The organism is Micromonospora ferruginea (genome assembly GCF_013694245.2).
Taxonomy (GTDB): Bacteria; Actinomycetota; Actinomycetes; order Mycobacteriales; family Micromonosporaceae; genus Micromonospora; species Micromonospora robiginosa.
The window spans coordinates 4,839,475-4,866,165 of sequence record NZ_CP059322.2 but is presented as its reverse complement, the minus strand read 5'-3'; the positions used below and the strand labels follow the sequence as shown (position 1 = coordinate 4,866,165).

Sequence of the window (26,691 nt, the reverse complement as noted above, 5' to 3'; positions counted from 1 at the left end):
AGGATGAGGTGTGGGCAGAGGCGAGCTGCGGATCTACCTGGGCGCGGCCCCCGGCGTCGGCAAGACGTACGCCATGCTCGAAGAGGCCCGACGCCGCGCCGAGCGCGGCACCGACGTGGTCGTCGGGCTGGTCGAGACGCACGGCCGCCGGCACACCGCGGCCATGATCGGCGATCTGGAGCAGGTGCCCCGGCGCACGATCACCTACCGGGGCGTCGACCTCACCGAGATGGACCTGGACGCGGTGCTGGCCCGCCGGCCCGAGGTGGTGGTGGTCGACGAGCTGGCCCACACCAACGTCCCCGGCTCCCGGCACGACAAGCGCTGGCGGGACGTCCAGGAGCTGCTCGACGCCGGGATCAGCGTGCTCTCCACGGTCAACGTGCAGCACCTGGAGTCGCTCAACGACGTGGTCGCGCAGATCACCGGCGCCACCCAGCGGGAGACCGTGCCGGACCAGGTGGTCCGCGCCGCCGAGCAGGTCGAACTGGTGGACATGACGCCGGAGGCGCTGCGCCGCCGGATGGCGCACGGCAACATCTACCGGCCGGACCGGATCGACGCCGCGCTCGGCAACTACTTCCGGGTCGGCAACCTCACCGCGCTGCGCGAACTGGCGCTGCTCTGGCTCGCCGACAAGGTCGACGAGCAGCTCGACGCGTACCGGGCCCAGCAGGGCATCTCGGACACCTGGGAGGCGCGGGAACGGGTCGTCGTCGCGCTCACCGGCGGCCCCGAGGGCGAGACGCTGATCCGCCGGGCGGCCCGGATCGCCGCCCGCAGCAAGGGCGCCGACCTGCTCGCCGTGTACGTGGCCCGCAGCGACGGCCTGGCCGGCGCCGACCCGGCCCAGCTCGCCCGCCAGCGGGTGCTGGTGGAGAGCCTCGGCGGCACGTACCACCAGGTCCTCGGCACCGACATCCCGGCCGCGCTGCTCGACTTCGCCCGCGGCGTCAACGCCACCCAACTCGTGCTCGGCGCCAGCCGCCGGGGCCGGTTCGCGCAGATCTTCGCCCGGGGCGTCGGGGTGACCACCACCGCGCTCTCCGGCCCGATCGACGTGCACCTGGTCACCCACCCGCAAGCGGGACGCGGGCGCCGGGGCGCGGCGGTGCCGGCCGCGCTGTCCCGCCGGCGCCGGCTGCTCGGGTACGCGCTCGCCCTGCTCGGCATGCCGCTGCTCACGCTGCTGCTGCGGACGCTGCCCGACCTCACCCTGACCAACGACATCCTGCTCTTCCTCGCCGGCGTGGTCGGGGTGGCGCTGGTCGGCGGGCTGTGGCCGGCGCTGGTCGCCGCGCTCGGCGGTTCGCTGCTGCTCAACTGGTACTTCACCCCGCCGTTCCGGACGCTGACCATCGCCGAGGCGGACAACCTGCTCGCGCTCGGCGTGTTCGTCGGCGTGGCGGTCGCGGTGAGCGGCGTGGTCGACGTGGCGGCCCGGCGCACCCGGGAGGCGGCGCGCGCGTCCGCCGACGCGCAGACGCTGGCCACCGTGGCCGGCAGCGTGCTGCGCGGCGCGCGTCCGCTGCCGGCGCTGCTGGACCGGCTCCGGGAGACCTTCGGGCTGCGCGCGGTCAGCGTGCTGGAGCTGGCCGCCGAGGCGGAGGGGCGGCCGGGCCGGTCCGCCGAGGAGACCGCCTGGCGGGTGGTGGCCGGCGTCGGCGACCGGCCGCCCGGCAGCCCCAGCGCGGGGGAGACCGTGGTGCCGGTCGACGACCGGCTCAGCGTGGTGCTCGCCGGCCGCCGGCTGGAGGCCGCCGACCGTCGGGTGGTCGAGGCGTTCGCCGCCCAGGCCGCCGTCGCGCTGCGCCAGGAGCGGCTGGCCGAGGAGGCCGCCACCGCCCGCCCGCTCGCCGCCGCCGACCGGATGCGCACCGCGCTGCTCGCCGCCGTCAGCCACGACCTGCGGACGCCGCTGGCGTCGGCCAAGGCCGCGGTGAGCAGCCTGCGCAGCCATGATGTCGAGTTCGACGCCGACGACTCCGACGAGTTGCTGGCCACCGCCGACGAGTCGCTGGACCGCCTGGGCCGGCTGGTGGCGAACCTGCTGGACATGAGCCGCCTGCAGGCCGGCGCGCTGGGCGTCACCGCGACCGCGATCGGGCTGGAGGACGCCGTACCCCGGGCCCTGGACGAGCTGGGCGACGCGGCGGCCGAGGTGACCACGGACATCGCGCCGGACCTGCCGGCGGCGCTGGCCGACCCCGGCCTGCTGGAGCGGGTGCTGGTCAACATCGTCGCCAACGCGCTGCGGCACAGCCCGCCCGGCCGGCCGCCGACGATCACCGGCAGCGCGCACGGCGGCCAGGTCGAGCTACGAGTGATCGACATCGGTCCGGGCATCCCGGAGGACCAGTGGGAACACGTGTTCCTGCCGTTCCAGCGGCTCGGCGACCGGGACAACCAGACCGGAGTGGGGCTCGGGCTGGCACTGTCGCGCGGGCTGGCCGAGGCGATGGGTGGCAGCATCACCCCGGAGACCACGCCCGGCGGCGGTCTCACCATGGTGCTGCGGCTGCCGGCCGCCACCGACACCGGAGGGCCGCAGGAATGACCCGCATCCTGGTCGTCGACGACGAGCCGCAGATCCTGCGCGCCCTGCGGATCAACCTGCGCGCCCGGGGCTACGACGTCGAGGTCGCCGACAGCGGCGCGGGCGCGCTGAAGGCCGCCGCCGGCCACCCGCCGGACCTGGTGGTGCTCGACCTCGGCCTGCCCGACCTGGACGGCACCGAGGTCATCCGGGGGCTGCGCGGCTGGACCACCGTGCCGATCATCGTGCTCTCCGGCCGGGCCGGCAGCGAGGACAAGGTCGCCGCCCTGGACGCCGGCGCCGACGACTACGTGACCAAGCCGTTCGGGGTGGACGAGCTGCTCGCCCGCATCCGCGCGGTGACCCGCCGGCTCGCCCCGGCCACGCCCGCCGTCCCCGCGCTGCGGATCGGCCGCAACACCGTCGACCTGGCCGACCGGACCGTCACCCGGGACGACGGCACGGAGGTCAAGCTCACCCCCACCCAGTGGGCCATGCTGGAGAAACTGCTGCGCAACCCCGGCAAGCTGGTCAGCCAGCGGCAACTGCTGCACGACGTGTGGGGGCCGGGATACGAGCAGGAGACCAACTACCTGCGGCAGTACATGGCCCAGCTCCGGCGCAGGCTGGAGGACGACCCGGCCCGACCCCGGCACCTGATCACCGAGCCCGGCATGGGCTACCGCTACCGCCCCTGACGTTTGCGCCGACCCCGGCGGGGGACTCGGCGAGCCGGCCGGGCAGCGGGGGAGGGGCATGGCGGACGACCGGTTCGCGGCACCGCCGCCGGAGGGCTTCGGCCGGCGGCTGGACGAGCACGCCGTGGACGCCGGCGCGGCGGAGCCGGAACGACCCGCCGGCGTGGTCGACAGCGGCGTCTACGTCGACGGCGTACGACGGGCGTCGCCGATCGGCCTGGCCGACACGTTCCGCTGCCTGCAACAGCTCGACGACGCCATGGCCTGGATCGGGCTGCGCCGGCCCAGCCGGGAGCAGATCGCCTCGCTGGCCGCCGAGTTCCAGCTCCCCGAACTGGCCGTCGAGGACGCGATCAACGCCCACCAGCGCCCGAAGCTGGAACGGTACGACGACACCCTGTTCGTGGTGCTGCGCGCCGCCCGCTACCTCGACGCGCGGGACGCGGTCGAGTTCGCCGAGCTGCACCTCTTCCTCGGCCCCGGGTTCGTGATCACGGTCCGGCACGGCGGCACGCCCGACCTGGCCGCGGTGCGGCGCCGGCTGGAGGCCGAGCCGGGCGTGCTCGCGCTCGGCCCCGAGGCGGTCCTGTACGCGGTGCTCGACCGCGTGGTCGACGGCTACGCCCCGGTGGTCGCCGGCCTGGAGAACGACATCGACGAGATCGAGACCGAGGTGTTCGGCGGCGACCCGAACGCCAGCCGGCGCATCTACGAGCTGAGCCGTGAGGTGATCCAGTTCCAGCGGGCGGCGCGACCGCTGCTGAAGGTCGTCGAGGCGCTCTCCGACGGCTTCGACCGCTACCGCACCGACGAGGAACTGCGCCGCCGGCTGCGGGACGTGGCCGACCACCTCACCCAGGTGGTGGAGCGGGTGGACGGGTTCCGGCACCTGCTGCAGAGCATCCTGACCGTCAACGCCACCCTGGTCTCGCAGGTGCAGAACGAGGAGATGCGCAGCCTCACCGCGGCCAGCTTCGAGCAGAACGAGGAGGTCAAGCGCGTCTCCGCGTGGGCGGCGATCCTGTTCGCGCCCACCCTGATCGGCACCGTCTACGGGATGAACTTCACCCACATGCCGGAGCTGGGCTGGCGCTACGGCTACCTGTTCGCGGTCGCGCTGATGCTCGCCGTCTGCGGCGCGCTCTACCTGCTGTTCAAGCGCCGCGGCTGGCTGTGAGCCCGGGTGCCCGGGTGCGGCCCGGCCGGACCACCGCCCACAGCACCACGGTGCCGAGCAGCGCGGCGGCGGGGGCGACCAGCAGGCCGTACCGGATGCCGGCCGACACCCCGGCGAGCGCGGAACCGGCGGCGCTGCCCACCACGAACGCGGTGCTGACCCAGGCGAACGCCTCGGCCACCGTCCCCGGCTCGGCCAGCCGCTCGGCGGTGAGGAAGACGGCGGTCAGCACCGGCGGCAGCGCCAGCCCGCTCACCGCGAGCAGGCCGGCCATCGGCACCGGCCCGGGCGCCAGCAGCAGCGGCAGGAAACCGGCGGTGAGCGCGGCGGCCAGCACCGGCAGCCGGCCGGGGCCGCCCGGCCGGACCCGGGTCCAGGCCAGGCCGCCGACCAGCGCGCCGGCCGCCTGCGCGGCCAGCAGCCAGCCGCTGAGCCGCCGGTCGCCGGCCGACTCGGCGTAACCGGTCACCGCCACCGCGATGCTGCCGACCGCCGCGCCGACGCCGACCACGCCGAGCATCATCACCGCGAACCGGCGTACCCGCAGCGGCCCGGCCCAGTGCCGCACCGCGGCCACCCCGCGCCAGGCCCGGGCGGCCGGGCTGAGCGCGTACAGCGCGGTACCGGCGAGCTGCGCCACGGCGGCGGCGAGCAGCCCCGCGGACGGCCCGCCGACGGTCACCGCGAGCAGGGTGACCAGCGGCCCCGCCACGAAGATCACTTCTTGCAGTGCGATGTCCAGCGTGTACGCGGTGGGCACCGTGCCCGGCGGCAGCAGGTCCGGCCAGAGCGTGCGCAGGCACGCCTCCAGCGGCGGGGTGCCGAACCCGGCGACCGCCGCGCCGGTGACCGCGCCGGCCAGGTGCCCGCCGGTGAGCGCCACCGCGCCGAAGCCGAGGCCGGAGACGACCGCCGCGGCCCAGAGCACCGGCGGCTGCCGCCAGCGGTCCACCGCCCGGGCCAGCAGCGGCGTGCCGAGCGCCATCCCGGCGGTGTACGCGGCGACCAGCAGGCCGGCGGCGGCCAGGCTGAGCGACTGGCGGGCGAAGAGCAGCAGCGCCAGCGGGCCGCTGGCGGTGGGCAGCCGGCCGATCTGGCTGCCCAGGAGCACCCAGGCGACCTGCGGCGCACGCAGCACCGCCCGGATCGAGCTGTCGACGGACATGGGGGGTCGCTCCCGGAGGTGAGACGTCGGGTGAGAGGCGTGGCACGGAGTGCGCCTCAGGGAGCGAAGTCGGCCCGCTCGTGGTCGTCGCCGTAGAGCGGGAGCGCAGGCGTGATCCAGTGCGCGTACGCGGTCGCCGGAATCACCAGCCGACGGTAACCCATAGGGTGTCGGGATGGTTGACCGGCGAGCTGAGGTGCCGGCCCAGCGGGGGGACCGCCGTCGCGGCGGCGCGCAGCGGGGACTGGCGGGCCGGTGCGCCCGGCTCGTCGCGTCCCGACCGTTCGAGGTCGCGATCGTCGTGCTGATCATGGCCAACGGCGCGGTGCTGGGCATCGAGACGTACCCGCACACCGGCACCACGGCGTCGGTGCTGCGCGGGACCGAGTGGATGTTCCGGGTGGTCTTCGTCGTGGAGATCACCATCCGGGTGCTGGCGTACGGCCGCCGCCCGCAGGACTTCCTCCGGCACGGCTGGAACGTGTTCGACCTGCTGGTGACCGTGGCGATCTTCGTGCCGGGGCTGCACGGCGACTCGGCCGTGCTGCGGTTCGTCCGGGTCGCCCGGGTGCTGCGGCTGGTCCGCTTCTCGCCCGGCCTGCGCACCATCGTCACGGCGCTGTGGCGCAGCCTGCCCGGCGTGGCCGCGTTCCTCGCGCTGGCCGGCGTCACCCTCTACGTCTACGGCATGGCCGGCTGGCTCATCTTCGGCGACCGCTACCCGGAGCAGTACGGCGACATCGGCCGCTCACTGGTGACGCTGTTCGTGCTGCTCTCCCTGGAGACGCTGCCCGACCTGCTGGAGCAGGGCCTCGAGGTGTCGTCCTGGACGCTGCTCTACTACGTCAGCTTCGTGATGATCGCGGTCAACCTGCTGCTGAACATCCTCATCGCGGTCATCGTCAACTCGATGGAGGAGGCGCGCCGGCTGGAGATGACCGAGGGGTTGTCCCCGGACTACGACTCCGACGGCGACGGGGTGCCGGACGAGGTGGACCGGATCGCGATCAGCCAGCGCCTGGACGACCTGCGTACGGTCGTCGCCGAGCTGGAGCGGGAACTGCGTATCGACCGGGAGGACGCGCCCGGCGGCGGCCGGCGGCGGCCATGACAGTTGCGTGAAGAAACGCGCCTCGCGTTTGGGTGGCGGGCGGATCGGGGCACCGAACGGGACGACAGTTCATCGGAAGAACAGGACGGCTCTCGTGGAAGTCACCGGTTTCCTCACCGCCATCATCATCGGTCTCGTCATCGGCGCGCTCGGCCGCCTCGTGGTGCCGGGCAAGCAGAACATCCCGATCTGGCTCACGCTGGTCATCGGTGTGGTCGCCGCGCTCCTGGGCACGCTCGTGGCCGGCCTGTTCGGTGTCGACGACACCGCCGGCATCGACTGGATCGAACTGCTGATCCAGGTCCTCTTCGCCGCTGCCGGCGTCTACATCGCGGCTGGCGCATATGGGCGCCGTCGCCACTGACGCAGGAAAGGAGGGGCCCCTTCTTAACGCATTCCGCATAAGAAGGGGCCCCTCCTAACGCTCTACTCCCGCCAGCCGGTCACCTCGACACCCCTGGCCAGCTCCACCCGGAAGCCCAGCGTGATCTCGCCGCTGTCGCCCGGGGCGAGCGTCAGCCGCCAGGTCACCTCGCCCAGCTCGGTACGCTCCGCCGGCGGCGGCGTCAGCGCCGTCTCCCGGACCACCACCGCCTCGTCGCGGGACACCGGCAACTGGTCGCGTACCTCCACCGTCGCCGGCCGTGGCGTGTGGTTGGCGACCGTGATCCGGTACTCCACCTCCCGCCGCCGGGTCGAGCCGAGCGTGGCCTTCGTCTCGGCGCGCCGGAGCAGCTTCCGCTCCACCCGCAGCCGGTCGTCCACGCCGAGCGCCAGTTCGATCTCCTCGCCCGGTGCCCACACCGGCAACCTCGTCGCCGCCACGAAGTCCGCGCCGTGGAACACCGCCGCCGGACCGGCGAGCAGCGTGTGGTCCGAGGTGTTGCGGACCGTGGCCCGCAGGTGGGCCTCGGCGGCCCGGACCGGCGCGGTCACGTGGTCGAGCCGGGTCGGCAGCTCCAGCACCGCGACCGTGGCCCGGTGCGCGCTGCCGTCGGCGGGCACCGCCACCGGTCGCGCCGGCCGGTAGGTGGCCGCGCTGACCCCCTGCTCGACCTCGGCCACGCTCTCCCGCACCGGGGGCCGGGGCGCCGCGGACCGGGCGAGGCCACCGCCGCCGGCGGGCGCCGCCGGCGGCGGCATCCCGAGCGGCATGTCCGCCGTCGCCGCGCGGGGCGACGGCGGCCGGAACCGGTCGAGATACCAGGTCGCCAGTTCGGGTACGCCGGTCGCCGCCGCCGGCCGCGCGGTGGAGAGCCGCAGGTCGCACTCCGGCCAGTCCTCCCCGGTGCTCTGGCTGACCAGTGCGAACCAGGTGACGGTCATGGTGTCGTCGACCAGCCGCAGGTCGTAGGAGGGCTGCCAGCGCGCGCCGTCCACCAGGTAGGTCAGCTCCAGCTCGACCTCGGCGTCGTCGGACTCGACCGCGACGGTCACCTCGGCGACCAGGTGGTCCGGCTCTCGCTTGCCGCGCGTGGCGTCGAGGTCGCGCTCCACCGCGGCCGTCTCCTCCGCCAGCTCGGTCCGCCGCCGGGCCAGCTCGCGTCGCCGGCCACGGCTGTCGGCGGCCTGGGCGGCGACCGAGTCGGCGAAGGCGGCCACGTCGGCCGGTTGCGCGTCGCCGGCGGCCAGCGCCCGGGCGTACGTGCCGCCGGCGCGCTCGGCCAGCCGGTCGAGGAACTCGCCGCGCCGCTCCTCGATCCCGTCGGCGTCCTCGATCTCGGCCAGCTCCTCGGCCAGCTCGCGTCGTCGTTGCTCCAGGCCGACCACCTGCACGTCGCCGCTGCTCGGCAGGTGTCGGGTGCGCACGTCCACGCCGAGCACGGTGGCCGCGCCCCGGCCGCCGACCCGGATCGAGTCACGGCGCAGGCCGAGCGGGAGCGGCGTGACGCGTACCCGATGTTCGCCGGCGGCGAGCCGGAGGCCGGCGCGGCGGGTGACCCGCGCCCGGTCGGGATAGACGGTGACGCCGACGACGGGTGCCTCGATCTCCGGGGTGTCCACGGCGCAGAGGGTAGTTCAGCCGTGCATCTTGGCAGCGGTGTCCGACTCCGTTACCTTCATGGGAACGCTCCCATAAACTTAGATACATCTATGTAGTCAGGAGGAAACACATCGTGGCTATCCTCTCCCTCCGCCGCCGCAGACCGGCCGCCCTCGGCGCGGCGGCCGTCGCCGGCCTGACCGCCGCCGGCATCGCTCTCAGCGTCGGCGGCGCGTCCGCCGGCACGGTGTCCGGGGCGCTCTACCGCGACCCGAGTTCGGCCGTCGTGCGCTGGGTCGCCGCCAACCCCGGCGACTCGCGGGCCGCCGTCATCCGCGACAAGATCGCGAGCCAGCCGCAGGCCCGCTGGTTCGCCAACTTCAACCCGTCGACCATCCAGTCCGAGGTCTCCGGCTTCGTCGGCGCGGCCAACGCGGCGCAGCAGATCCCGGTCCTGTCGGTCTACGAGATCACCAACCGGGACTGCGGCGGGGCCAGCGCCGGCGGGGCGCCGGACCTCAACCAGTACCAGACCTGGGTGTCCAACTTCGCCCGCGGGCTGGGCAACCAGACCGTCCTGATCATCCTGGAGACCGACTCGCTCGCGCTCCAGACCTGCCTGAGCGGCGCCGAGCTGAGCGCCCGCAACCAGGCGATCTCGACGGCCACCCGGACCATCAAGTCGGGCAACCCCAACGCCAAGGTGTACCTCGACGGCGGCCACTCCACCTGGAACAGCGCGAACGAGACGGCCAACCGGCTCCGGGCCGCCGGGGTGCAGTACGCCGACGGCTTCTTCACCAACGTGTCCAACTTCAACCCCACCTCCGGCGAGGCGAACTTCGGCCGGGCCGTCATCTCCGCCCTCAACGGCATGGGCATCTCGGGCAAGCGGCAGGTCATCGACACCAGCCGCAACGGGGGCGCCAGCGGGGACTGGTGCGCCGACGACAACACCGACCGGCGCATCGGGACGTACCCGACGACCAACACTGGGGACGCCAACATCGACGCGTACCTCTGGGTGAAGCCGCCGGGTGAGGCGGACGGCTGCCGCTACACGGCCGGCTCGTTCCAGCCGGACCTGGCGTTCAGCCTGGCCAACGGCGCGCCCAACCCGCCCACCACCGCCCCGCCGACCACCGCGGCACCGACGACCGCGCCGCCGACCACCGCGCCCCCGACCACGGCCCCGCCGACCACCGCGCCCCCACCACCACGCCGCCGCCGACCGGCAACGGCTGCTCCGCGTCGGTGGTGCTCAACCAGTGGTCCGGTGGCTTCACCGCGAGCGTGACGGTCACCGCCGGCTCGGCGGCCCTCAACGGCTGGACCGTGACCCTCACGCTGCCCGGCGGCGCCGCGATCACCGGCGTCTGGAGCGCCCAGGCCAGCGGCACCAGCGGGACCGTCCGGTTCACCAACGTGAGCTACAACGGCCAGGTCGGCGCCGGGCAGTCGACCAACTTCGGCTTCCAGGGCAACGGCACCGGCCCTGGCGGGACGGCCACCTGCGCCGCCGCCTGACCCCACCCGACACCCGGGGCCCGGCGCGGAGGATCGCTCTCCGCGCCGGGCCCCGGGTCGTGCCGGTCAGTAGCGGCCGAGGCTGTCCAGCGGGCACATCACGATGCGGGGCTGAGCCGCCGGGTCGAGCCAGCGCAGCACGGTGACCAGGTCGGCGTGCGACAGGCTGACGCACCCGGCGGTGGGACCGGAGGGCGTCTTGCTGAACTCGTGCAGGAAGATGCCGCTGCCGGCGTTGGGCACCGGCTTCGGCACGGTCGGCGCCATGTTGTAGGTGATCACGGCGAAGTGCGTGTAGGCGGGCTTCTCCGTCCACAGCGCCTCGCTGTAGCCGCCCGGGCTGGTGGCCTGGTGCTGGAACGTGTTGTAGGCGGACGACGTCGGGTTCTCGTTCCACCAGTCGTTCGTCACGACCCGGTGGTAGGGGTGGCGGACGCCCGGGTCGGCGGCGATGCCGTAGATCGTGGGGCCGAACGCGTAGACACCGGTCGGCGTGGTCGGGACACCCTCGACATGGTTGTCGCTGAAGAACTGCGAGCCGATCCGCGCGGACAGCGCCGCGGACACCGCGGTCCACCGCCCGTCGACCTTGGCGAACGTCTCCAGGGTGGCCTGACTGGTGTTCCAGCTCGCCGCCGTCACGACGACGACCTGCCGGGTGGCCTCCGGCAGCGTGGTGAGGCCGGTGGCCCTGTTGGCCGGCGAATAGGTCCGTGGTCGCGGGCGCGGCGGGTCGGTGCCGATCGGCGAGGAAGCCGCCGCGGCCGGCGCCGCGCCGGCGACGACGGGCGCGGCGAGACCGGCCGCCGCGCCGAGGATCAGTGATCTGCGTCGCATGCGGCCGATCCTGTCACCCCTCCCGCCCCGCCGCTGCCCCGGCGGGGCCCGGTGGCGCCGGCGCGGCCCACGCCTCGCCGGCGACGGCCACCACTTCCTGGGGCCCCGTCGCCCCGCCGCATCCGCGCCCGGCACCGGTCGTTGTCAGGGCGTGAACGGGGGAACCGCGCCGCGACGGTGCGTCGACGGGCGGGGGACGCGATGACCACGATCGCCCGGTCGGTCCGCTGCCTCGCGCTCGACGCCGCCGCCGTGACGCTCTGCGCCGCACTGGCCGACCAGGGGGTCCCGGCCGTCGTGCTGAAGGGGCCGGGGCTGGCCCACCGGCTCGACCTGGTCGGGCGACGGGCCTACGGCGACATCGACCTGCTGGTCGCCCCCGCGTCGTTCGACCGGGCGCAGCGGGTGCTGGCCGGTCTCGGCTGGCGCAGCCCGCTCCCCGACGACCCGACCGCGTACGAGCGGCCCTGGCGCCTGCCGGGCCCCGTCGTCCTCACCGTCGACCTGCACCGCGGCTTCCACGGGGTGGACGACCGGGAGGCCTTCTGGGCCGAGGTGCACGCCTCGGCCGAGCCGCTCCCGCTCAGCGGCGGGACGGTCCCGGTGCCCGGTCCCGCGGCCACCGCCCTGCTGGTCGCGCTGCACGCCGCCGTACCCGGAGACTCCGCCAAGCCGCGCGCGGACCTGGAGCGCGCCCTGGCGGTGTTCCCGGACGAGACCTGGCGGGCGGCGGCCGACCTGGCCGGACGGACCGGCGCCGCGCTGCTGTTCGCGGTCGGCCTGCGGTCGGTGCCGGCCGGCGCCGAGCGGGCGGCGTCGCTGGACCTGATCCGGCCGGCGAGCGCGGCGCTGTGGCTCCGGGCCCGCCAGGGATCCTCCGTCGCGCTGGGCCTCGCGCAGCTCGGCGAACTGCCCACCGCCCGGACCCGGCTGGGATACCTGGCCCGCCGGCTGTACCCGACGGCGGTCGAGATGAGATACACCCTTCCGCTGGCCCGGCGCGGGTGGCACGGGCTGCTGCTGGCCCGGGTCCTGCGGTTCGGCCGGCACGTCGCCCGGGTGCCAGGGGCGGTGCCCGAACTGCGCCGGGCGGTGCGTCGGCTCGCCGAGGAGGCCGCCGCCGACCGGTCGGCCGGCCGACCACCGGTCGTCGGCGTCCCGCCGCGCGGGCTCGACCGGCGGCTGCCGTCGCCGGGCGCGCTGGTCCGGCTGGTCCGGCGGGACGGCCTGCCGGGGCTGGGCACCGCCGTGTGGACGGCCCGCGCCGTGCGACTGCTCCGCCGGCAGCTTCCCCGCCGCAGCCTCGACGCCGTCCGGCTGCCCGCGCCGCCGGCCGCCGCCGGCGGGCACCGGCACGTGGTGCTCGGGGTGCTGCGCCGGACCGGCGCCAACTGCATCGAGCGCTCCCTGGTCCTGCAACGCTGGTACGGCAGCCAGCGGGTCGCCCGGACACTGGTGATCGGCGTGACCACGCCCAGCGAGGGGTTCCGCGCGCACGCCTGGCTCGACGGCGAGACCGACGCCGAGCGGGAGTCCATGGTGGAGCTGACCCGCCGGCCGCCGCCGCCGGAGTGGCTGGCCGGCGACGATCGGGCGTCCTCCCGCATCGGTTGAGGCGAGGGGTTTCCCGGCACCACGGGCGGGGGTAGAGATCGCCTCGCCCGTGGTGCCGATCCCGAGGAGACTGCCATGTCGGTGCAAGCGTTTCTCTACCTGGTCGCGGTCATCCTGCTGGTGCTCGCCGCGCTGCCCATCCCCACCCGGGGCCTCTCGCTCGCGCTGCTCGGGGCGGCGTGTGCCCTGCTGGCCTACGCCTGGCCGGTGATCACCGGCTAGCGCGGCGGCGACGCGCCTACCGGTCGGCGAGGCGGTAGGCGCCGTCGCTGGTCGCGACGCGGTCGCCGAGGGCCTTCCAGGCGACGCCGTCGAGACCGAGGGCGTCGAGCAGGTACGCGGAGACCGCGTCCGCGATGAAGGCGACGCGGGCCGGGTCCTCGTCGGTGGTCTCGGCGACCTTCTCGCCGGCGACCCCGCCGAGGGTGTGTTCCCCGTCCACGACGGTGAGCAGGCTCTTGGGCGCGGGGCTGAGGTGGTAGGCGTCGGTGAACCAGTCCGGCCCCCGGGTGGACATCGCCGACCGGTCCTGGTCGCCGGCCACGACCAGGGCCGGTGTGGTCATGGTGGAGTAGTCCGGCCGCATGAACGGCAGATGCTCGACGGCGAACGGGGTGAGCGTGTCGCCGGTGCCGGTGGCGGCGAGGAGCGCGCCGGCCCGGACCGCGGGGTGGGTGAAGTCCTCGCCCGGCCGGCCGTCGGCGTCGAGGACGCGGGCGCCGAGCAGGGTGCCGACGGTCTGGCCGCCCCAGGAGTGGCCGACGGCGGCGATCCGGTCGTGGTCGACGCTGGCGTGCACCTCGGCGGCTCGGGCCTGGGCCATGATGTCGTCGAGCCGGTCGACGACGGCGTGCAGGTCGGCGATCCGGACCCGCCAGATGGTGCCGAACCGCGGGTCGTCGAACCCGATGCCGTGGCGTCGGGAGTCGAGGTGGGTCGGCTGGACGACGACGAATCCGGCGGCGGCCCACCTGTCGACGAGCGGCTCGTAGCCGTCCATCGACCAGGCGTTGCCGTGCGAGAAGACGATCACCGGCAGGTGGTCGCCGGTCGCCGGGGCGGTGACCTTAACCGACAGGCCGGGGTCGCGCCCGGTGGTGGCCACCGGGACGGGCTTGACCGAGACGATCCGGGGTGCGGTGCGGTGGTCGGTGTGCATGGTGGTGCCTGCCTCTTCTGACATACTTGAACGGAACATCGTTCCGCCAACACTAGCGGAACATTGTTCCGCCAACAAGGAGGAAGCCGTGACCGAGGCCACCGGCGCACGCCAGGCAGGCGTCCGGCGCAACCGCGAGGCGCTGCTCGCCGCCGCCGCGGCGGTGTTCGTGGAGCAGGGCGTCCAGGCGCCGATCCGGGACATCGCCGGGCGCGCGGGCGTGGGCCTGGGCACGGTCTACCGCCACTTCCCGAGCCGGGCCGAGCTGGTCACCGCCGTCTACCGACACCAGATCGAGGAGTGCGTCGCGCTGGCCGCCGCGCTGCGCCGCGAGTCCGTCGCCCCCGTCGAGGCGCTGACGCGCTGGATCGACGCGTTCGTCGAGTTCCTGGTGACCAAGCACGGGCTGGGCGCCGCCCTGCAGTCCGAGGACCCCGGCCTGCACACCCTGCACACGCTGATGCTCGACGAACTCGTGCCCGCGTGCGCCTCGCTGATCGAGGCCGGCGTCGCGGCCGGGGACATCGACCCCGAGGTGACCGCGCACACCCTCATGCGCGCGGTGGGCAACCTGTGCATCCTCGGACCGGGCTACGAGCGCGCGCACGCGCAGGACATGGTGGCCCGCCTGCTCGCCGGGTGCCGCCGCACCCGCTGACGCCCGCCGCCTTTTTCGAAGCGCGGTGCAACTTCCCGGACCGGTGGCTCCGTTCTACCTCCGGCACGAGGAGGCAGGCGACGTGAGAGCCGAAGACGAGCAAGCATTCCGCGAGTTCGTGACGTCACAGATGGCGTCGCTGCGCAAGCTGGCGTACGTGACCTGCGGCGACTGGCACGCGGCGGAGGACGCCGTGGCCAACGCGCTGGTCAAGCTCTATCCCCGCTGGCGGAAGCTGGAACGGCCCGATCTCTACGTGAAGACCATGGTCTACCGGGCCGCGGTCGACGAGACCCGCCGCCCCTGGCGGCGTGAACGGTCGGCCGGTGACGCCATGCCCGACGTCGTGTCGCGGGACCCCGCCGGCACGACCGACGAGCGGATGCGGCTGCGGGTGGCGCTCGACGCCGTACCGGCCCGGCAGCGGGCCGCGGTCGTGCTCCGGCACTACCTGGACCTGAGCCTGGAGGACACCGCCCGCGTCCTCGACTGCACCGTGGGCACCGCCAAGAGCCAGGTCTCCCGTGGGCTGGCGAAACTGCGCGAGTCGCTCGACGGCGAACACCTCAACCTCACCGGGACGTCGATGGAGGAGTGGACCAATGCAGTTGCGTGATCTCGTGGACGCCGTCACGGACGACGAGCCGCCGATGGCGCGTACCGCCGACGACATCGTCGCGGCGGGGCGTCGGGTCGAGCGGCGTCGCCGGGCCGGGTTCGCGTCGGCCGGCGCGGCCGGGCTCGTCGCGATCGCGGTCACCGGTGCGGTCGCGCTGCCCACCCTGGGTGCCGAGCGGAACGCCCCGGCCACACCGGCCCCGGCCGGCGCGCCGGCAACCGCGGCGACCTGGTCGGCCGCCGCGCCGTTCACCTTCACCTTCCAGGGGTACGACGCCGGCACGCTGCACGTGCAGGACCCGATCGTCACCTCCACCGCCTACCAGATCGCCTCCGTCTACTCCGACGGCCACACGTCCAACGACAAGCCCCTGACGGCGGAGGAGGCCGAGGCGCAGGGCGGCCGCGTCGAACAGCGGAAGCGGGCCGGCGGCGGGAAGCCGTCGCTGTGGGCGTACCTGACGGTCTACCGGCCGGGCGCCTTCGACCCGGCCGGGATCGCCGGCGGCCGGAACGTCACCGTGGCCGGGCACCGGGCCGTGCAGGCGACGCTGCCGGTCGGCCTCGACCCGGACAACCCGGTGGACGAGGGCAACAAGCTGCTCGCCTGGGAGTACGCGGACAACGCCTGGGCGGCGGTCACGTCGTTCTCCAGCGACGCGGCCACGCCGAGCTTCCAGGACCTCGGTGGCCTGGTCGGAGGACTGAAGCCCAGCCGCCCGACGCCGGCCCGGGTGCCGTTCACGGTGGGCTACGTGCCGGCCGGCTACCTGCCGCTCCAGACCGGCACGCACGCCATGCCCGGTCTCAGCGGCGTCGCCACCGCCCGCGCCGGCGACTACGGCGGCGCGACCTACACCAGGCCGGCCGCGCCCACCACGGGCCTGACCGCGCCGTACGACGCGGTCGAGGGCGCCGTCACCGACGGGTTCCACATCTTCGTCACGCCCAGCACCAGCGCCAACCAGGCGCCCGAGCCCGGCCGGACGAGGTGCTACGCCGGGTCCGACCGGCGGGCCCGGGACGGCGGTCCCGCGGTCGGCGGCTTCTGCAACGTCTGGAGCGCCGACGGCACGGTCGCCCTCCAGGTCAGCGCCTCCGGCCTGGGCGACAGGCTGCCCCGGGCCGAGCTGGAGAAGGTGGCCCGGGGGATCACCGTCGCCGACGTCGAGGACGAGTCGACCTGGACCGCCGCCGCCGACGCGCTGCGGCCGTAACGACACCAGCCGGCGGCCCCGACCGCCTCGGAGACAGCGGCACCGTGCCCTCGGCGGTGCCGCTGTCTCCGTGCGGGTCGGCCGCGCCGGCGCGGCAGCGGTCAACAGGTCGACGCGGCGGAGGGACACCCAGGTGCTGACTCTCCGCGAGCCCTAGGCTCGACGTGATGAGCCGGGCAACCGAGACCCCACGGCGGACACTCCGGGAGGCGGTGGACGACCGGGTGGTCGACGCCACCCTGATCGTGCTGGCCGGGGTGGTGGGCCTGATCTCGGTGATCTCCCAGGTGACCGACCCGACGCCGGTCGCCGCCTGGCTCCGGTACGCGGACTGGGTCACCGGGCTGCTCGGCTGCCTGGCGCTGTGGTGGCGGCGCCGGTTCCCGTTCGTGCTCGGCGTCGTCCTGTCCGTGGCGAGTTCGTACTCGGAGACGGTCGCCCCGGCCGCGGTCGTCGCGTTGTTTACCGTCGCGGTGCATCGCTCGACCCGGGAGACGGCCGTGGTGTGTGCGGTCAGCCTCGCCGCGCTCGCCGGGTATCAGGTGCAGTGGCCGGAGACGGCGGCGCCGCCGGTGACGGTGTTCACCATCATCGGGTTGGGGAACCTCGCCACCGTGGCGTGGGGGCTGTCCGTACGCAGCCGCCGGGCGCTGGTCGCGGCCCTGCGGGAGCGGGCGGCGGCGGCCGAGGTCGAGGCGCTGCTGCGGACCGAGCATGCGGCCCGGGAGGCCCGGGAGGCGCTCGCGCGGGAGATGCACGACGTCCTCGGACACCGGCTCTCGCTGCTCAGCGTCCACGCGGGCGCCCTCACCTACTCCCGCGACGCGCCGGCTGCGGACCGGGCGCGGGCCGCCGAGGTGGTCCGCGAGAACGCGCACCGCGCCCTGCAGGACCTCCGCGAGGTGATCGGGGTGCTCCGGGCCCCCGTGGGTGAGCTGCCGCTGCCGGGCGTCGGGAACATCCCGGAGCTGATCGACGAGGCCCGTCAGGCCGGGACGCCGGTCGAGCTGCGGGACGAGGCCGGCGTGACGACCGACGACCGGAACCTCCCGGAGACGCAGGGTCGCACGCTCTACCGCCTCGTGCAGGAGGGCCTGACCAACGTCCGCAAGCACGCGCCGGGCACGTCGGTGGTGGTCCGGGTCACCGGACGGCCCGGCGACCAGGTGACCGCCGAGGTGGTGAACGCGCCGCCGGCCGGTCCGCCCGCGCGTACCGATGGTTCCGGGGCGGGTCTGCGCGGGCTCGGGGAGCGCGCCCGGCTCGTCGGCGGGCAGCTCGACCACGGGCCGACCGACTCGGGCGGCTGGCGGGTCCGGCTGCGACTACCCTGGCCGTCGTGACCCGTCTCCCGCCCGCCGACGACACGCCTGCCGGCGACGGGCCGGTCATCGACGTGCTGCTGGCCGACGACGACCCGGTGGTCCGGTTCGGGCTGAAGATGATGCTGGGCGGGGCTCCCGACCTGCGGGTGGTGGCGGAGGCGAGCGACGGCGCGGAAGCGGTGGAGTTGGCCCGGCGCCACCGGCCCGACGTGGTGCTGATGGACATCCGGATGCCCGGCACCGACGGGCTCACCGCCACCGAGACGCTGCGCGGCGGCTCGTCCGGCCCGCAGGTCATCGTGTTCACCACCTTCGACGCCGACGCCCGTGTCCTGCGTGCCCTGCGGGCGGGCGCGGCCGGGTTCCTCCTGAAGGACACCCCGCCCGACGAGCTCGTCGTGGCGATCCGGCACGCGGCGCAGGGTCGTCCCGTGCTCTCGCCGGAGGTGATGCGTCGGCTCATCGCGCGGGTCGCGGACGCCGAGGACGACGGTCGGCAGCAGGCCGCCCGACGTCGCCTCGACGTGCTCGCCGACCGGGAGCGGACGGTGGCGACCGAGATCGGCGCCGGGCGCACCAACGCGGAGATCGCCGCGCGGCACCACCTCGGCCTGACCACGGTCAAGACCCACGTGTCGGCGATCCTCACCAAGCTGGACCTCACCAACCGCGTACAGGTGGCGCTGCTCGTGCAGGAGGCGGGACTCGTCCCCCCGGAGTGACCGCCTGCACTCCTCCTTTGGTCGGCGGATCCGGGGCCTTGGTGGGAGAACGAGGCCGGATGGCCGACCTAGCGTCGATGGCATGCCACATTCCCACCGACATCTCCGCGTGCCACCCCGACCGCTCCGGATCGCCGCGGTGCTGGCCGCCGCCGTGCTGGCCCTTACCGGTTGCACCGGCGGCGTCAGCACGGCGGCGCCGGGCCGCTCCTCGCCGGCCCCGGACCCGGTGCGGTGGAAGGAGTGCGGGCCGGGCCTCGACTGCGCCACCGTCGAGGTGCCCCTGGAGTACGCGGACCCGGACGGCGAGCAGATCACGCTCGCCGTGACCCGGCACCGTGCCACCGATCCGGCGCGACGCATCGGCAGCCTGTTCATCAACCCGGGTGGCCCGGGGGTGTCGGCCACCGAGACTGTCGCGTCCATCGACGCCGCCAACGGCAAGGGCCCCTACTCGCCCGACGTCGTCGCCCGGTTCGACGTCGTCGGCATGGACCCGCGCGGTGTCGGCAGATCCGGCGCCGTGCGCTGCCTCACCGACGAGCAACGCGCCGCGCAGGCGGCCGAGGACCGCGACCCGACCATCCCCGGCGGCAAGCCGTTCGGCAAGCTGCTCACCGACGCCCGCACCTTCGCCAAGGGCTGCCTGGACCACCAGAGCCCCGAGTTCCTGGCGAGCCTGTCCACCGACAACGTGGCCCGTGACCTGGACCGGGTACGCGCCGCGCTCGGCGAGGAGAAGATCACCTTCTACGGCGCCTCCTACGGCACGGTGGTCGGCCCGATGTACGCCACGCTCTTCCCCGACCGCGTACGCCAGATGGTGCTCGACGCCCCGGTCGACACCGACCTGTGGCAGAACGACCCGCTGCGGCTCCTGGACGACGTCGCCCGCTCCAACGAGGAGACGCTCGACGCCTGGTTCGAGACCTGCCGCCGCGAGGGCGTGCAGGTGTGCGCGTTCGGCAACGGCGATCCGAAGGCCGCGCTGGACGCCCTGATCACCAAGCTGGAGGCGAAGCCGCTGCGGGTCCCCCCGGTGGAGGGCCTCACGCCGGGCGGCACCCTCGACGGGGCGATGGCCCTGGAAGCCGTACGGGCCGCCGCCGGCAACCGGGTGCTCTGGCCCACCCTCACCGCGGGCCTGCTCGCCGCGCAGCAGGGCAACGGCACGGCTCTGCACTTCCTGGTCTCACGGATCACGGTCGCGCCGTTCGGTGGGCCGTTCGCGATCCTCCAGGAGCCGCACAACGCCGTCCGGTGCGTCGACTGGCCGGAGCTGGACAAGCTGTCCGCGCACCACGCGGCGGCGAAGAAGATCACCGAGCGCGGGGAACGGCTCGGCAGCCGAGCCGCCTACAGCGCGCTGAACTGTGCGCTGTGGCCCGTCGAGAACAAGGACCGCGTCACCCGGGAGCTCACCGGCGCCGGGGCCCCGCCGATCCTGGTGGTCGGCGGCCGGCTGGACAACGTGTCCCCGTACCACTGGGCGGAGGCCATGGCGAAGCGGCTGGAGAATGCCGTCCTGCTCACCCGCGAGGGCGTCGCGCACACCTCCTACCGCACCAGCGGCCCGTGCGTCGATTCCGCCGTCGACGCCGTGCTGATCGATGGGAAGCTGCCCGCCGACGGCACCACCTGCGAGGCCGTACCCCCGGCCACCACCCGCCCGCCCGCTCGGTAGGCGCGGAGCCGGCGGGACAGCTTCGTCAGGACGAATAATCTTCTTATTTACATCGACCGGCGTTACGCTCTGGGCCAGCCCTGAGGTGGATCACATCGGAGGTTCCCATGAAGAAGATGACCATCCGTCGCACCGGTGCGCTCCGCCTGGTGTCCGGCGCGCGTCGACTGTGGATCGAGTGGTGCTGGTAACTGACCGTCAGGCGGGCGCCCACGGGCGCCCGCCTCTGCGGCGGTGGGCACGGCGGTGACCGGCGGTCCGGAGCGCTACGACTGCCACCGCGACCACGGGCCGTACGCCGGGGTCTCGGCCTTCCTCGGCCGGGTCGCCGCCGACCGGCCCCGCCTGGCGGCCCGGCACACCGTCGAGCTGCGCGCGATCGCCCCCCAGCTCGATCCGGCGGCCCGGCCGGCCGCCGAGGAGGAGCCGATCCGGTTCCACCCCGCCCGCCGGACCGCCTACCTGGCCTACGGCGCGGCGGAACTGGTGGCGGCCTGGGCCGGTACGCTCCGGCGGCCCGTGACCGTCCGGTTCGACCACGTCGCCAGTGCCGACGAGACGACCGCCGAGCTGCTGGACGCGCTGGCCCGCCGGCTCGGATCGACCCCGGTGCGTCTCGACCTACGCGACGACGCGGCCTCCGACCCGGCGCCCGACGAACGCACCCCGCAGGCGTTACGGCGGGCCCTGGGTGACGGCCTGGCCGGCGGCTTCTACCACCACGCGGCCCGGGTCGCCCGGCGCGGGCGGGCGACGGTCACCCCGGACGGCGACCTGCGGCACTGGTGGGCGTTCACCACCGGCCTGGCCACCGCGCTGGCGGCCCTGGACCGGGCCGCCGAGGCGCTCGACCTCTACGACGAGGCGCGGGCCGTCACCGACGATCCGAAGATCACCATGTCGGCCGCGTACGCCACCGCCATGCTGCACGCCCGGCACCTGCCGGCGGCCGACCAGGACCCGGAACAGGCCCGGCTCTGGCTGGAACGGGCGCTGCACCTCGCCGCCGGGCTGGCCGACCCCCGCCAGCGGCTGCTGTCGACGGTCTTCTACGAGCAGGGCCTGGCGCTGCTGGACAGCCGGGCCGGCCGGCCCGACCGCGCGCTGCGGCTCGTCGACGACGGGCTGGCCCGGTTGACGGCCGCGCTCGGCCCCGGCGAGCGCCCGCAGGACCTGGCCCGACTGCGCCACAACCGGGCGCAGGTCCACCTCGCGCTGGGCGACCCGACGCGGGCGCTTGCCGACCTGGACACCGTGATCGCCCACGACCCCGACAACTGCGAGTACTACGTGGACCGCGCTGCGCTGTACCGTGCGGCGGGCCGGACCCGGGACGCGATCAGGGACTACGACGCCGCCATCCGACTGGGACCGCACCTGCCCGAGGCGTACTACAACCGGGCCGTGCTCCAGCAGGAACGGGGCCGCCCCGGTCGAGCGCGCGCCGACCTGGAGCGCGTGCTCGCCATCGACCCCGGCCACCTCGACGCCCGGATCGCCCTGGTCAACCTGCACGTGGAGCGCGGCGCGCTCGACGCCGCCGAGGCCGACGCACGTGCCGGGCTGGCCGGCGCTCCGCAGGACCCCGCACTGCTGTGCACCCTGGGCCTGGTCCGCGCCGAACGCGGCGGACCCGCCGAGGCCGACGAACTGCTCACCCGCGCCCTCAGCGAGGACCCCGACCTGGTGGAAGCGTGGACGAACCGGGCCGCCGTCCGGTTCGAGCGCGGCGACGTGGCCGCCGCGCTCGCCGACCTGGATCGGGCGGTGGCGCTGTCGGCTGCCCCCGTGCCCCGCTACAACCGGGGTACGGCCCTGGCCCGACTGGGCCGGTGGGACGAGGCGGCCCACGACTTCGCCCAGGCGCTCGCCCAGCCCGGCCTGAACCGTGCCCTGCGCCGGGACCTGCGCGCGGAACTTGCCCGTTGCCGCCGCGCGCTGGCCGGCTGACCCGTCCTGGGCTGGAAGAACGGCGGTGCTGGGAACGTAGGTGAACGTGGCCCACTCCCGGCCGTCCCAGGTGAGCACCGAGGTCGCTGGACCAGGCCCCGCCAGCGGGTACGGCTGCGCCTGGTCAACGCCGCCGCCGACCCGCTTTCCGGATCGCGCTCGGCGGTCAGCTCTCCTGCGGACGTAGCCGCACCCGGCGCAGCAGTTGGGCGTTGAGCGCCACCACGATCGTGGACGCCGACATGAGCACCGCCCCGACGGCGGGGCTGAGCGTCACCCCGGCCCAGGCCAGCGCGCCCGCTGCCAGGGGCAGGGCGACAACGTTGTAGCCGGCGGCCCAGGCCAGGTTCTGGATCATCTTGCGGTAGGAGGCCCGGGACAGGGCGATCACCCCGGTCACCGCGCGCGGGTCGGAGGAGGCCAGCACCACCCCGGCGGACTCGATGGCCACGTCCGTGCCGGCGCCGATCGCGATGCCCACGTCCGCGCGTGCCAGCGCCGGGGCGTCGTTCACCCCGTCGCCGACCATGGCCACCCGCAGCCCCCGCCGCTGCAGGTCCGCCACCGCGTCGTCCTTGTCGGCGGGCAGCACCTCCGCGTACACCTCGTCCTCACCGGGCCGGAAGCCGAGGTCGGCGGCGACCGCGTCGGCGACCGGCCGGGCGTCCCCGGTAATCATGACGATCTTGCGGATGCCCTGGGCGCGCAGGTCCGCGATGGCCTGCCGGGCCTCCGGGCGGACCTCGTCGGCCAGCGCGAGGGCGCCGACCACGACGGCCCGGTCGCCGTCGGTCCGCAGCAGGTGCAGCACCGCCGACCCCCGGTCGGCCCATTCCTTGGTACGGGCCGCCAGCCCTTCGGTCGCCGTCGCGTTCAGTTCCCGCAGCAGCGCCGGGCCGCCGACCGCGTACGTGTCGCCGTCGACCTCGGCCTGGACCCCGCGGCCGGTCAGCGACCGGAAGCCGGACGCCCGCCGGGACAACTCCCGCTGCTGCGCGGCGGCGACGATCGCCCGGGCGAGGGGATGCTCGCTGTCGGCCTCGACCGCGGCGGCGACCGCGAGCACCTCGTCGTCGCTGGTGTCACCGCCGCCGACGACGCCGGTCACGACGTGTTCGCCGCGGGTCAGGGTGCCGGTCTTGTCGAACAGCACCGCGTCCACGGTGCGCATCCGCTCCAGGGCGAGCCGGTCCTTGACCAGGATGCCGCCCTTGGCCGCCACCGCGGTGGAGAGGGCGATCACCAACGGGATCGCGAGGCCGAGGGCGTGCGGGCAGGCGATCACCAGCACGGTCACGGTGCGCACCACGGCTTCGTCGAGGTTCCCGAGCACGCTCCAGACAACCAGCGTGACCGCCGCGGTGGCGGTGGCGATGTAGAACAGCCAGGCGGCGAACCGGTCGGCGAGCACCTGCGCTCGCCCACTGGAGCGCTGCGCCTGCGCGACCAGCCGCTGGATCCCGGCGAGCGCGGTGTCCTCGCCGACCGCGTCCACCCGGACCCGGATCGCCGCGTCGGTGGCGACCGTGCCCGCCACCACCCGGTCGCCGATGCGGCGCGCCACCGGCCGGGACTCCCCGGTGATCATCGATTCGTCCAGGTCGGCGCCACCGTCGACGATCTTCCCGTCGGCCGGCACCCGGCCACCCGGACGGACCAGCACCAGGTCACCCACCCGCAGGTCGGCCACCGACACCCGGTGCGGCTGGCCGTCGTCGCCGATGCGGTCGGCGTCGTCGGGCAGCAGGGCGGCGAGCGCCGCGAGCGCGCCGCGGGCCTGACCGATGGCCTTCATCTCCTGCCAGTGACCGAGCAGCATGATGGTGACCAGGGCGGCCAGTTCCCACCAGAAGTCCAGGTCGAAGGCGCCCAGGGCGGTGGCCAGCGACGCCACGTAGGCCACCGTGATCGCCATCGCGATCAGCAGCATCATCCCCGGCGCCCGGTCCCGCATTTCCCTTACCGCGCCCTGCAGGAACGGCCAACCGCCGTAGCCGAACACCACCGTCCCCAGCACCGGCCCCACCAGGCCGATCCCGGGGAAATCGAGCCGGTAGCCGAACCAGTCCATCACCATGTGACTGGTGGCCACGATCGGCACGGTGAGAACCAGGGTCAGCCAGAACTTACGACGGAACGCCTCCGGATCGTGCCCGGCGTGCTTGTCGTGAGCGCCGTGCCCGGACCCGCCGTGCTCTGCGTGGCCGGCAGTCATGTCGGTGTCGTGCTGGTGTGCCTCAGCGGACATCTCGCCACCTCCTCAGCCACCACCTTATACCCCCAGGGGGTATCAGTTGATGTCTCGTGCCTCACTCAGTCGCTGGAGTGAACTCCGGGCGGCCGCCGCCCAGGGCCGCGTTCATCGCCGCCAGTGAAAGCCCCACATCGCGGGCCTACTACGAGAAGAAACGCGCCGAGGGAAAGAACCACCGGCAAGCCATCCTCGCCCTCGCCCGACGACGCGTTGCGCGCCGCAGCCTGAACCAGCACGTTCTCCACCGACGCGAGCCCTCGCGCCGGCCGCTTCACCCTGCCCAACAAGATCACCGGAGTCGCACGGAGACTCCGGGTCTGGTCCTGGGCTGCGACAACGGGGGTCCGCGGGACGTGGGTGAACGTGGGCCACTCCCTGCCACCCCAGGTGAACCCCCAGGTCGCTAGACTGGGCCCTCGCGCCCCCGTAGCTCAGGGGATAGAGCATCGGTTTCCTAAACCGTGTGTCGCAGGTTCGAATCCTGCCGGGGGCACCTCAACGATCAGCCACAACGTCCACTGAGCTGCGGATACACCTCGACTTCGATCGCTCGACCTGCGCAGCCGACGCACCGCGCTCAGTCGGGGAGGGCGAATCGGGTCCAGGAGGCTCCGTCCTGGGTGATCAGGACGTGGTCCGCGCCGAGCGCCGACACGTCGTCGCGGCCGTAGACCCAGGCGTAGCCGGGAGCGACTCCCACCGAGCCGTCGCCGCCGCCGTACTCGCGTTCCTTGGTGAAGTGCCGGCCCCCGTCCCGGCTCACGAGCAGGGCGGAGATCAGGTCGGGCCTCAGGTGGCCAAGCTGGGCGACCAGCAGGGAGCCGTCCGAGCCGATGGTGAAGGGCCTGTTCACCGGCGCCCCTGGCAGGTCGGTGCCGACATCGTTCCAGGTCGCTCCGCCGTCCGTGGTGCGCAGCAACTGGGACGGACCCGTGATTTCCATCGGCTGGGCGCCGGGCGGCGGCGGGGGCTCGATCAGCAGGTACGCCTCCCGCTCGCTGATCCCTGCCACAGCGATGACGTTCGCCCCCTTGGCCGGCCGCCAGATGTTCCAGGTGGCACCCCGGTCGACGCTACGGGCGACCACCATGACGCCGGGGTCACCCGGCCAGTAGGTCACCCAGATCGTCCCGTCCGCACTCGGATAGATGCTGAACGGCGGGTAGGGCGAAGTCGGTACCCCGCTGAGCCGGTACACCGCACCGGTCGCCGGGTCCACGGCGAGCGGCTGGCGGAGTGCCCCGCAGCCCTCCTGGCAGAAGACGGGACGGGCCTTCGCGGGGAACGCGGGCACCGTCACCATTGCCTGCTCCGCGTCCTGCCAGGTCCGGCCGTAGTCGGTGGAGAGGCGGGACCTGTCGCCGTCGCGGACCAGGTAGGAGCGCTCTCCGAGCACGGAGAAGTCCAGGTCGGCATTCTTGTTGCCGGAGCCGTCGACCCGGCAGGTCGTGGCCTGGTACCGGGCCGCGTCCCAGTCGGCCCAGCTCCGCCCGCCGTCCTCGGTGTGCGTGAAGCGCACCGTGCAGCCGAAGTCGACCTGTTCGACGCCGACGCCGGAGTCCGGACCGGTCATGAAGAGCTGGGTGGCGCGGTCCCGTACCTGCGGGAGTGGGGTCGGGTCGGCCCAGCCGACCCCGCGCGTGCCGGCGGCCAGGGGCAGGACCGCCATGCCGGCGAAGACCACCACGAGGGCCAGCGCCACCCCGCCGGTGCGTCGCCGAAGGCGGGCCCGCACCGCGGAACGAAGGTCGTCGAGGGGTGGCTGCCGGACGGCGTCGGCAACGGTGTCGACGTCGAAGCCGGTGAACTCACGATCGGACATCGATCCTCCCGGTGCTCGTGCTGTCGGTGATGTCGGAGTCGGCCAGTAGCGCCGCGAGGGCCTGCCGGCCGCGGGACAGGCGGGACTTGACCGTGCCGGCCGAGACGCCGAGGGTGGCCGCGACCTCAGCCACGGGCAGGTCGACGAGGTAGTGCAGGGCCAGGGCGTGCCGTTGCCCCTCGGGCAGGTCCCGCAGCGCGGCCAGCAGGGCGAGGTGGTCCGGTGAGCGGTCGGCGACGGCCGGCGGCGGGCCGATCCGGCGCAACAGTCCGTCGAGCACCCTGCGCCGGCGGTGCCGGCTGCGGGCCACGTTCACCGCGACCCGGCGCAGCCATGCCTCCGGGTTGTCGAGCCGAGCGAACCGCCGGGGCGCGGCCAGTGCCTTCGTGAAGGCTTCCTGGACCGCCTCCTGCGCCTCGTTCAGGTCCCCGGTCACGGCGTAGAGCTGGACGACCAGCCGCCGGAAGCAGCCCGCGTACAACTCGGAGATCAGATCACCGTCGGACACCGTCACCTCCCTTCTCATCACTTCCACTCACGAGTGGGGAGAAAGGTTCCGCGGGACCGGCCAGAAGTCGTCGGCGACCGGCCGGGTCAGGTACCGGACGGTGCTCTTCCGGCGTCGCCGCCCGG

At 74.3% G+C, this 26,691-nt stretch carries 21 protein-coding genes, 1 tRNA gene and 1 pseudogene; 16 read left to right on the top strand and 7 right to left on the bottom strand.

Annotated elements, in window-relative coordinates; all coding sequences use genetic code 11:
- The first annotated feature begins 10 nt into the window (after positions 1–10).
- Genes H1D33_RS21275 through H1D33_RS21265 form a run of 3 tightly spaced genes read left to right on the top strand, consistent with a single transcriptional unit; the run spans position 11 to position 4,411 of the window.
- Positions 11–2,557, top strand: coding sequence for a sensor histidine kinase (locus H1D33_RS21275; protein ID WP_181571477.1), 2,547 nt, complete (start codon positions 11–13; stop codon positions 2,555–2,557).
- The gene (locus H1D33_RS21270) at positions 2,554–3,234 is read left to right on the top strand and encodes a response regulator (RefSeq protein ID WP_181571478.1); all 681 of its coding nucleotides are present in this window, start codon (positions 2,554–2,556) and stop codon (positions 3,232–3,234) included. Before H1D33_RS21275 ends, H1D33_RS21270 begins: the two co-directional genes overlap by 4 nt.
- Positions 3,235–3,292: 58 nt before the next feature.
- Positions 3,293–4,411, top strand: coding sequence for a magnesium and cobalt transport protein CorA (locus tag H1D33_RS21265; RefSeq protein WP_181571479.1), 1,119 nt, complete (start codon positions 3,293–3,295; stop codon positions 4,409–4,411).
- On the opposite strand, the gene H1D33_RS21260 is transcribed toward H1D33_RS21265, so the two are convergent.
- Positions 4,389–5,576 (bottom strand): MFS transporter, encoded by a 1,188-nt coding sequence (locus H1D33_RS21260; protein WP_181571480.1) that lies wholly within the window; start codon positions 5,574–5,576, stop codon positions 4,389–4,391. The two genes, H1D33_RS21265 and H1D33_RS21260, sit on opposite strands and share 23 nt — an antisense overlap.
- Before the next feature lie 175 nt (positions 5,577–5,751).
- Here H1D33_RS21260 and H1D33_RS21255 point away from each other — a divergent pair, with 175 nt between their 5' ends.
- Together H1D33_RS21255 and H1D33_RS21250 are read left to right on the top strand one after the other, a co-directional pair.
- The gene (locus tag H1D33_RS21255; protein WP_181571481.1) at positions 5,752–6,687 is read left to right on the top strand and encodes an ion transporter; all 936 of its coding nucleotides are present in this window, start codon (positions 5,752–5,754) and stop codon (positions 6,685–6,687) included.
- Positions 6,688–6,781: 94 nt separating this feature from the next.
- A complete protein-coding gene (locus H1D33_RS21250) occupies positions 6,782–7,051 on the top strand; it encodes a GlsB/YeaQ/YmgE family stress response membrane protein (RefSeq protein WP_181572644.1) in 270 nt (89 codons plus the stop codon).
- 62 nt (positions 7,052–7,113) lie between these two features.
- Here the strand turns inward: H1D33_RS21250 and H1D33_RS21245 are convergent, their stop codons facing one another.
- The gene (locus tag H1D33_RS21245; protein WP_181571482.1) at positions 7,114–8,691 is read right to left on the bottom strand and encodes a DUF4139 domain-containing protein; all 1,578 of its coding nucleotides are present in this window, start codon (positions 8,689–8,691) and stop codon (positions 7,114–7,116) included.
- Positions 8,692–8,804: 113 nt separating this feature from the next.
- Between H1D33_RS21245 and H1D33_RS21240 the strand changes: the two are divergent.
- A pseudogene (locus H1D33_RS21240) lies at positions 8,805–10,198 on the top strand (glycoside hydrolase family 6 protein).
- Positions 10,199–10,264: 66 nt separating this feature from the next.
- Here H1D33_RS21240 and H1D33_RS21235 read toward each other — a convergent pair.
- On the bottom strand, positions 10,265–11,035 hold the full coding sequence (locus H1D33_RS21235; protein WP_181571483.1) for a L,D-transpeptidase family protein: 771 nt from the start codon (positions 11,033–11,035) through the stop codon (positions 10,265–10,267).
- 201 nt (positions 11,036–11,236) lie between these two features.
- Between H1D33_RS21235 and H1D33_RS21230 the strand changes: the two genes are divergently transcribed.
- Both H1D33_RS21230 and H1D33_RS21225 read left to right on the top strand, forming a co-directional pair.
- Positions 11,237–12,649, top strand: a complete 1,413-nt coding sequence (locus H1D33_RS21230) for a lasso peptide biosynthesis B2 protein (protein ID WP_181571484.1) — start codon at positions 11,237–11,239, stop codon at positions 12,647–12,649.
- A gap of 75 nt (positions 12,650–12,724) precedes the next feature.
- Entirely contained in the window at positions 12,725–12,871 is a 147-nt protein-coding gene (locus H1D33_RS21225) for a hypothetical protein (protein ID WP_181571485.1), read from the top strand.
- Between the two features lie 16 nt (positions 12,872–12,887).
- Here H1D33_RS21225 and H1D33_RS21220 read toward each other — a convergent pair whose 3' ends face one another.
- A complete protein-coding gene (locus H1D33_RS21220; protein ID WP_246411958.1) occupies positions 12,888–13,832 on the bottom strand; it encodes an alpha/beta hydrolase family protein in 945 nt (314 codons plus the stop codon).
- Between the two features lie 64 nt (positions 13,833–13,896).
- On the opposite strand from H1D33_RS21220, the gene H1D33_RS21215 reads away from it, so the two are divergent.
- The 7 genes from H1D33_RS21215 (at position 13,897) to H1D33_RS21185 (ending at position 21,982) form a co-directional block, all read left to right on the top strand.
- Positions 13,897–14,466 (top strand): TetR/AcrR family transcriptional regulator, encoded by a 570-nt coding sequence (locus tag H1D33_RS21215; RefSeq protein ID WP_246411960.1) that lies wholly within the window; start codon positions 13,897–13,899, stop codon positions 14,464–14,466.
- A 25-nt stretch (positions 14,467–14,491) separates the two neighbouring features.
- On the top strand, positions 14,492–15,082 hold the full coding sequence (locus tag H1D33_RS21210; RefSeq protein ID WP_307755231.1) for a SigE family RNA polymerase sigma factor: 591 nt from the start codon (positions 14,492–14,494) through the stop codon (positions 15,080–15,082).
- Positions 15,069–16,301 (top strand): hypothetical protein, encoded by a 1,233-nt coding sequence (locus H1D33_RS21205; RefSeq protein WP_181571488.1) that lies wholly within the window; start codon positions 15,069–15,071, stop codon positions 16,299–16,301. Before H1D33_RS21210 ends, H1D33_RS21205 begins: the two co-directional genes overlap by 14 nt.
- 167 nt (positions 16,302–16,468) lie before the next feature.
- Positions 16,469–17,644: a sensor histidine kinase gene (locus H1D33_RS21200; protein WP_181571489.1), complete on the top strand. Its 1,176-nt coding sequence runs from the start codon at positions 16,469–16,471 to the stop codon at positions 17,642–17,644.
- Positions 17,641–18,348, top strand: a complete 708-nt coding sequence (locus tag H1D33_RS21195) for a response regulator transcription factor (protein ID WP_281370426.1) — start codon at positions 17,641–17,643, stop codon at positions 18,346–18,348. Before H1D33_RS21200 ends, H1D33_RS21195 begins: the two co-directional genes overlap by 4 nt.
- A gap of 109 nt (positions 18,349–18,457) precedes the next feature.
- Entirely contained in the window at positions 18,458–20,032 is a 1,575-nt protein-coding gene (locus H1D33_RS21190; protein WP_220138746.1) for an alpha/beta hydrolase, read from the top strand.
- A gap of 246 nt (positions 20,033–20,278) precedes the next feature.
- Positions 20,279–21,982 carry a tetratricopeptide repeat protein gene (locus H1D33_RS21185; protein WP_181571491.1) on the top strand — a complete coding sequence of 568 codons (1,704 nt, stop codon included), beginning with the start codon at positions 20,279–20,281 and terminating at the stop codon, positions 21,980–21,982.
- A gap of 166 nt (positions 21,983–22,148) precedes the next feature.
- Here H1D33_RS21185 and H1D33_RS21180 read toward each other — a convergent pair whose 3' ends face one another.
- Positions 22,149–24,230: a heavy metal translocating P-type ATPase gene (locus H1D33_RS21180; RefSeq protein WP_181571492.1), complete on the bottom strand. Its 2,082-nt coding sequence runs from the start codon at positions 24,228–24,230 to the stop codon at positions 22,149–22,151.
- 426 nt (positions 24,231–24,656) lie between these two features.
- On the opposite strand from H1D33_RS21180, the gene H1D33_RS21175 reads away from it, so the two are divergent.
- Positions 24,657–24,729 (top strand) — tRNA-Arg (locus H1D33_RS21175).
- Positions 24,730–24,813: 84 nt separating this feature from the next.
- On the opposite strand, the gene H1D33_RS21170 is transcribed toward H1D33_RS21175, so the two are convergent.
- Both H1D33_RS21170 and H1D33_RS21165 read right to left on the bottom strand, forming a co-directional pair.
- A complete protein-coding gene (locus H1D33_RS21170; RefSeq protein ID WP_181571493.1) occupies positions 24,814–26,058 on the bottom strand; it encodes a WD40/YVTN/BNR-like repeat-containing protein in 1,245 nt (414 codons plus the stop codon).
- Entirely contained in the window at positions 26,045–26,566 is a 522-nt protein-coding gene (locus tag H1D33_RS21165) for a sigma-70 family RNA polymerase sigma factor (protein ID WP_246411964.1), read from the bottom strand. Before H1D33_RS21165 ends, H1D33_RS21170 begins: the two co-directional genes overlap by 14 nt.
- Positions 26,567–26,691: the final 125 nt, after the last annotated feature.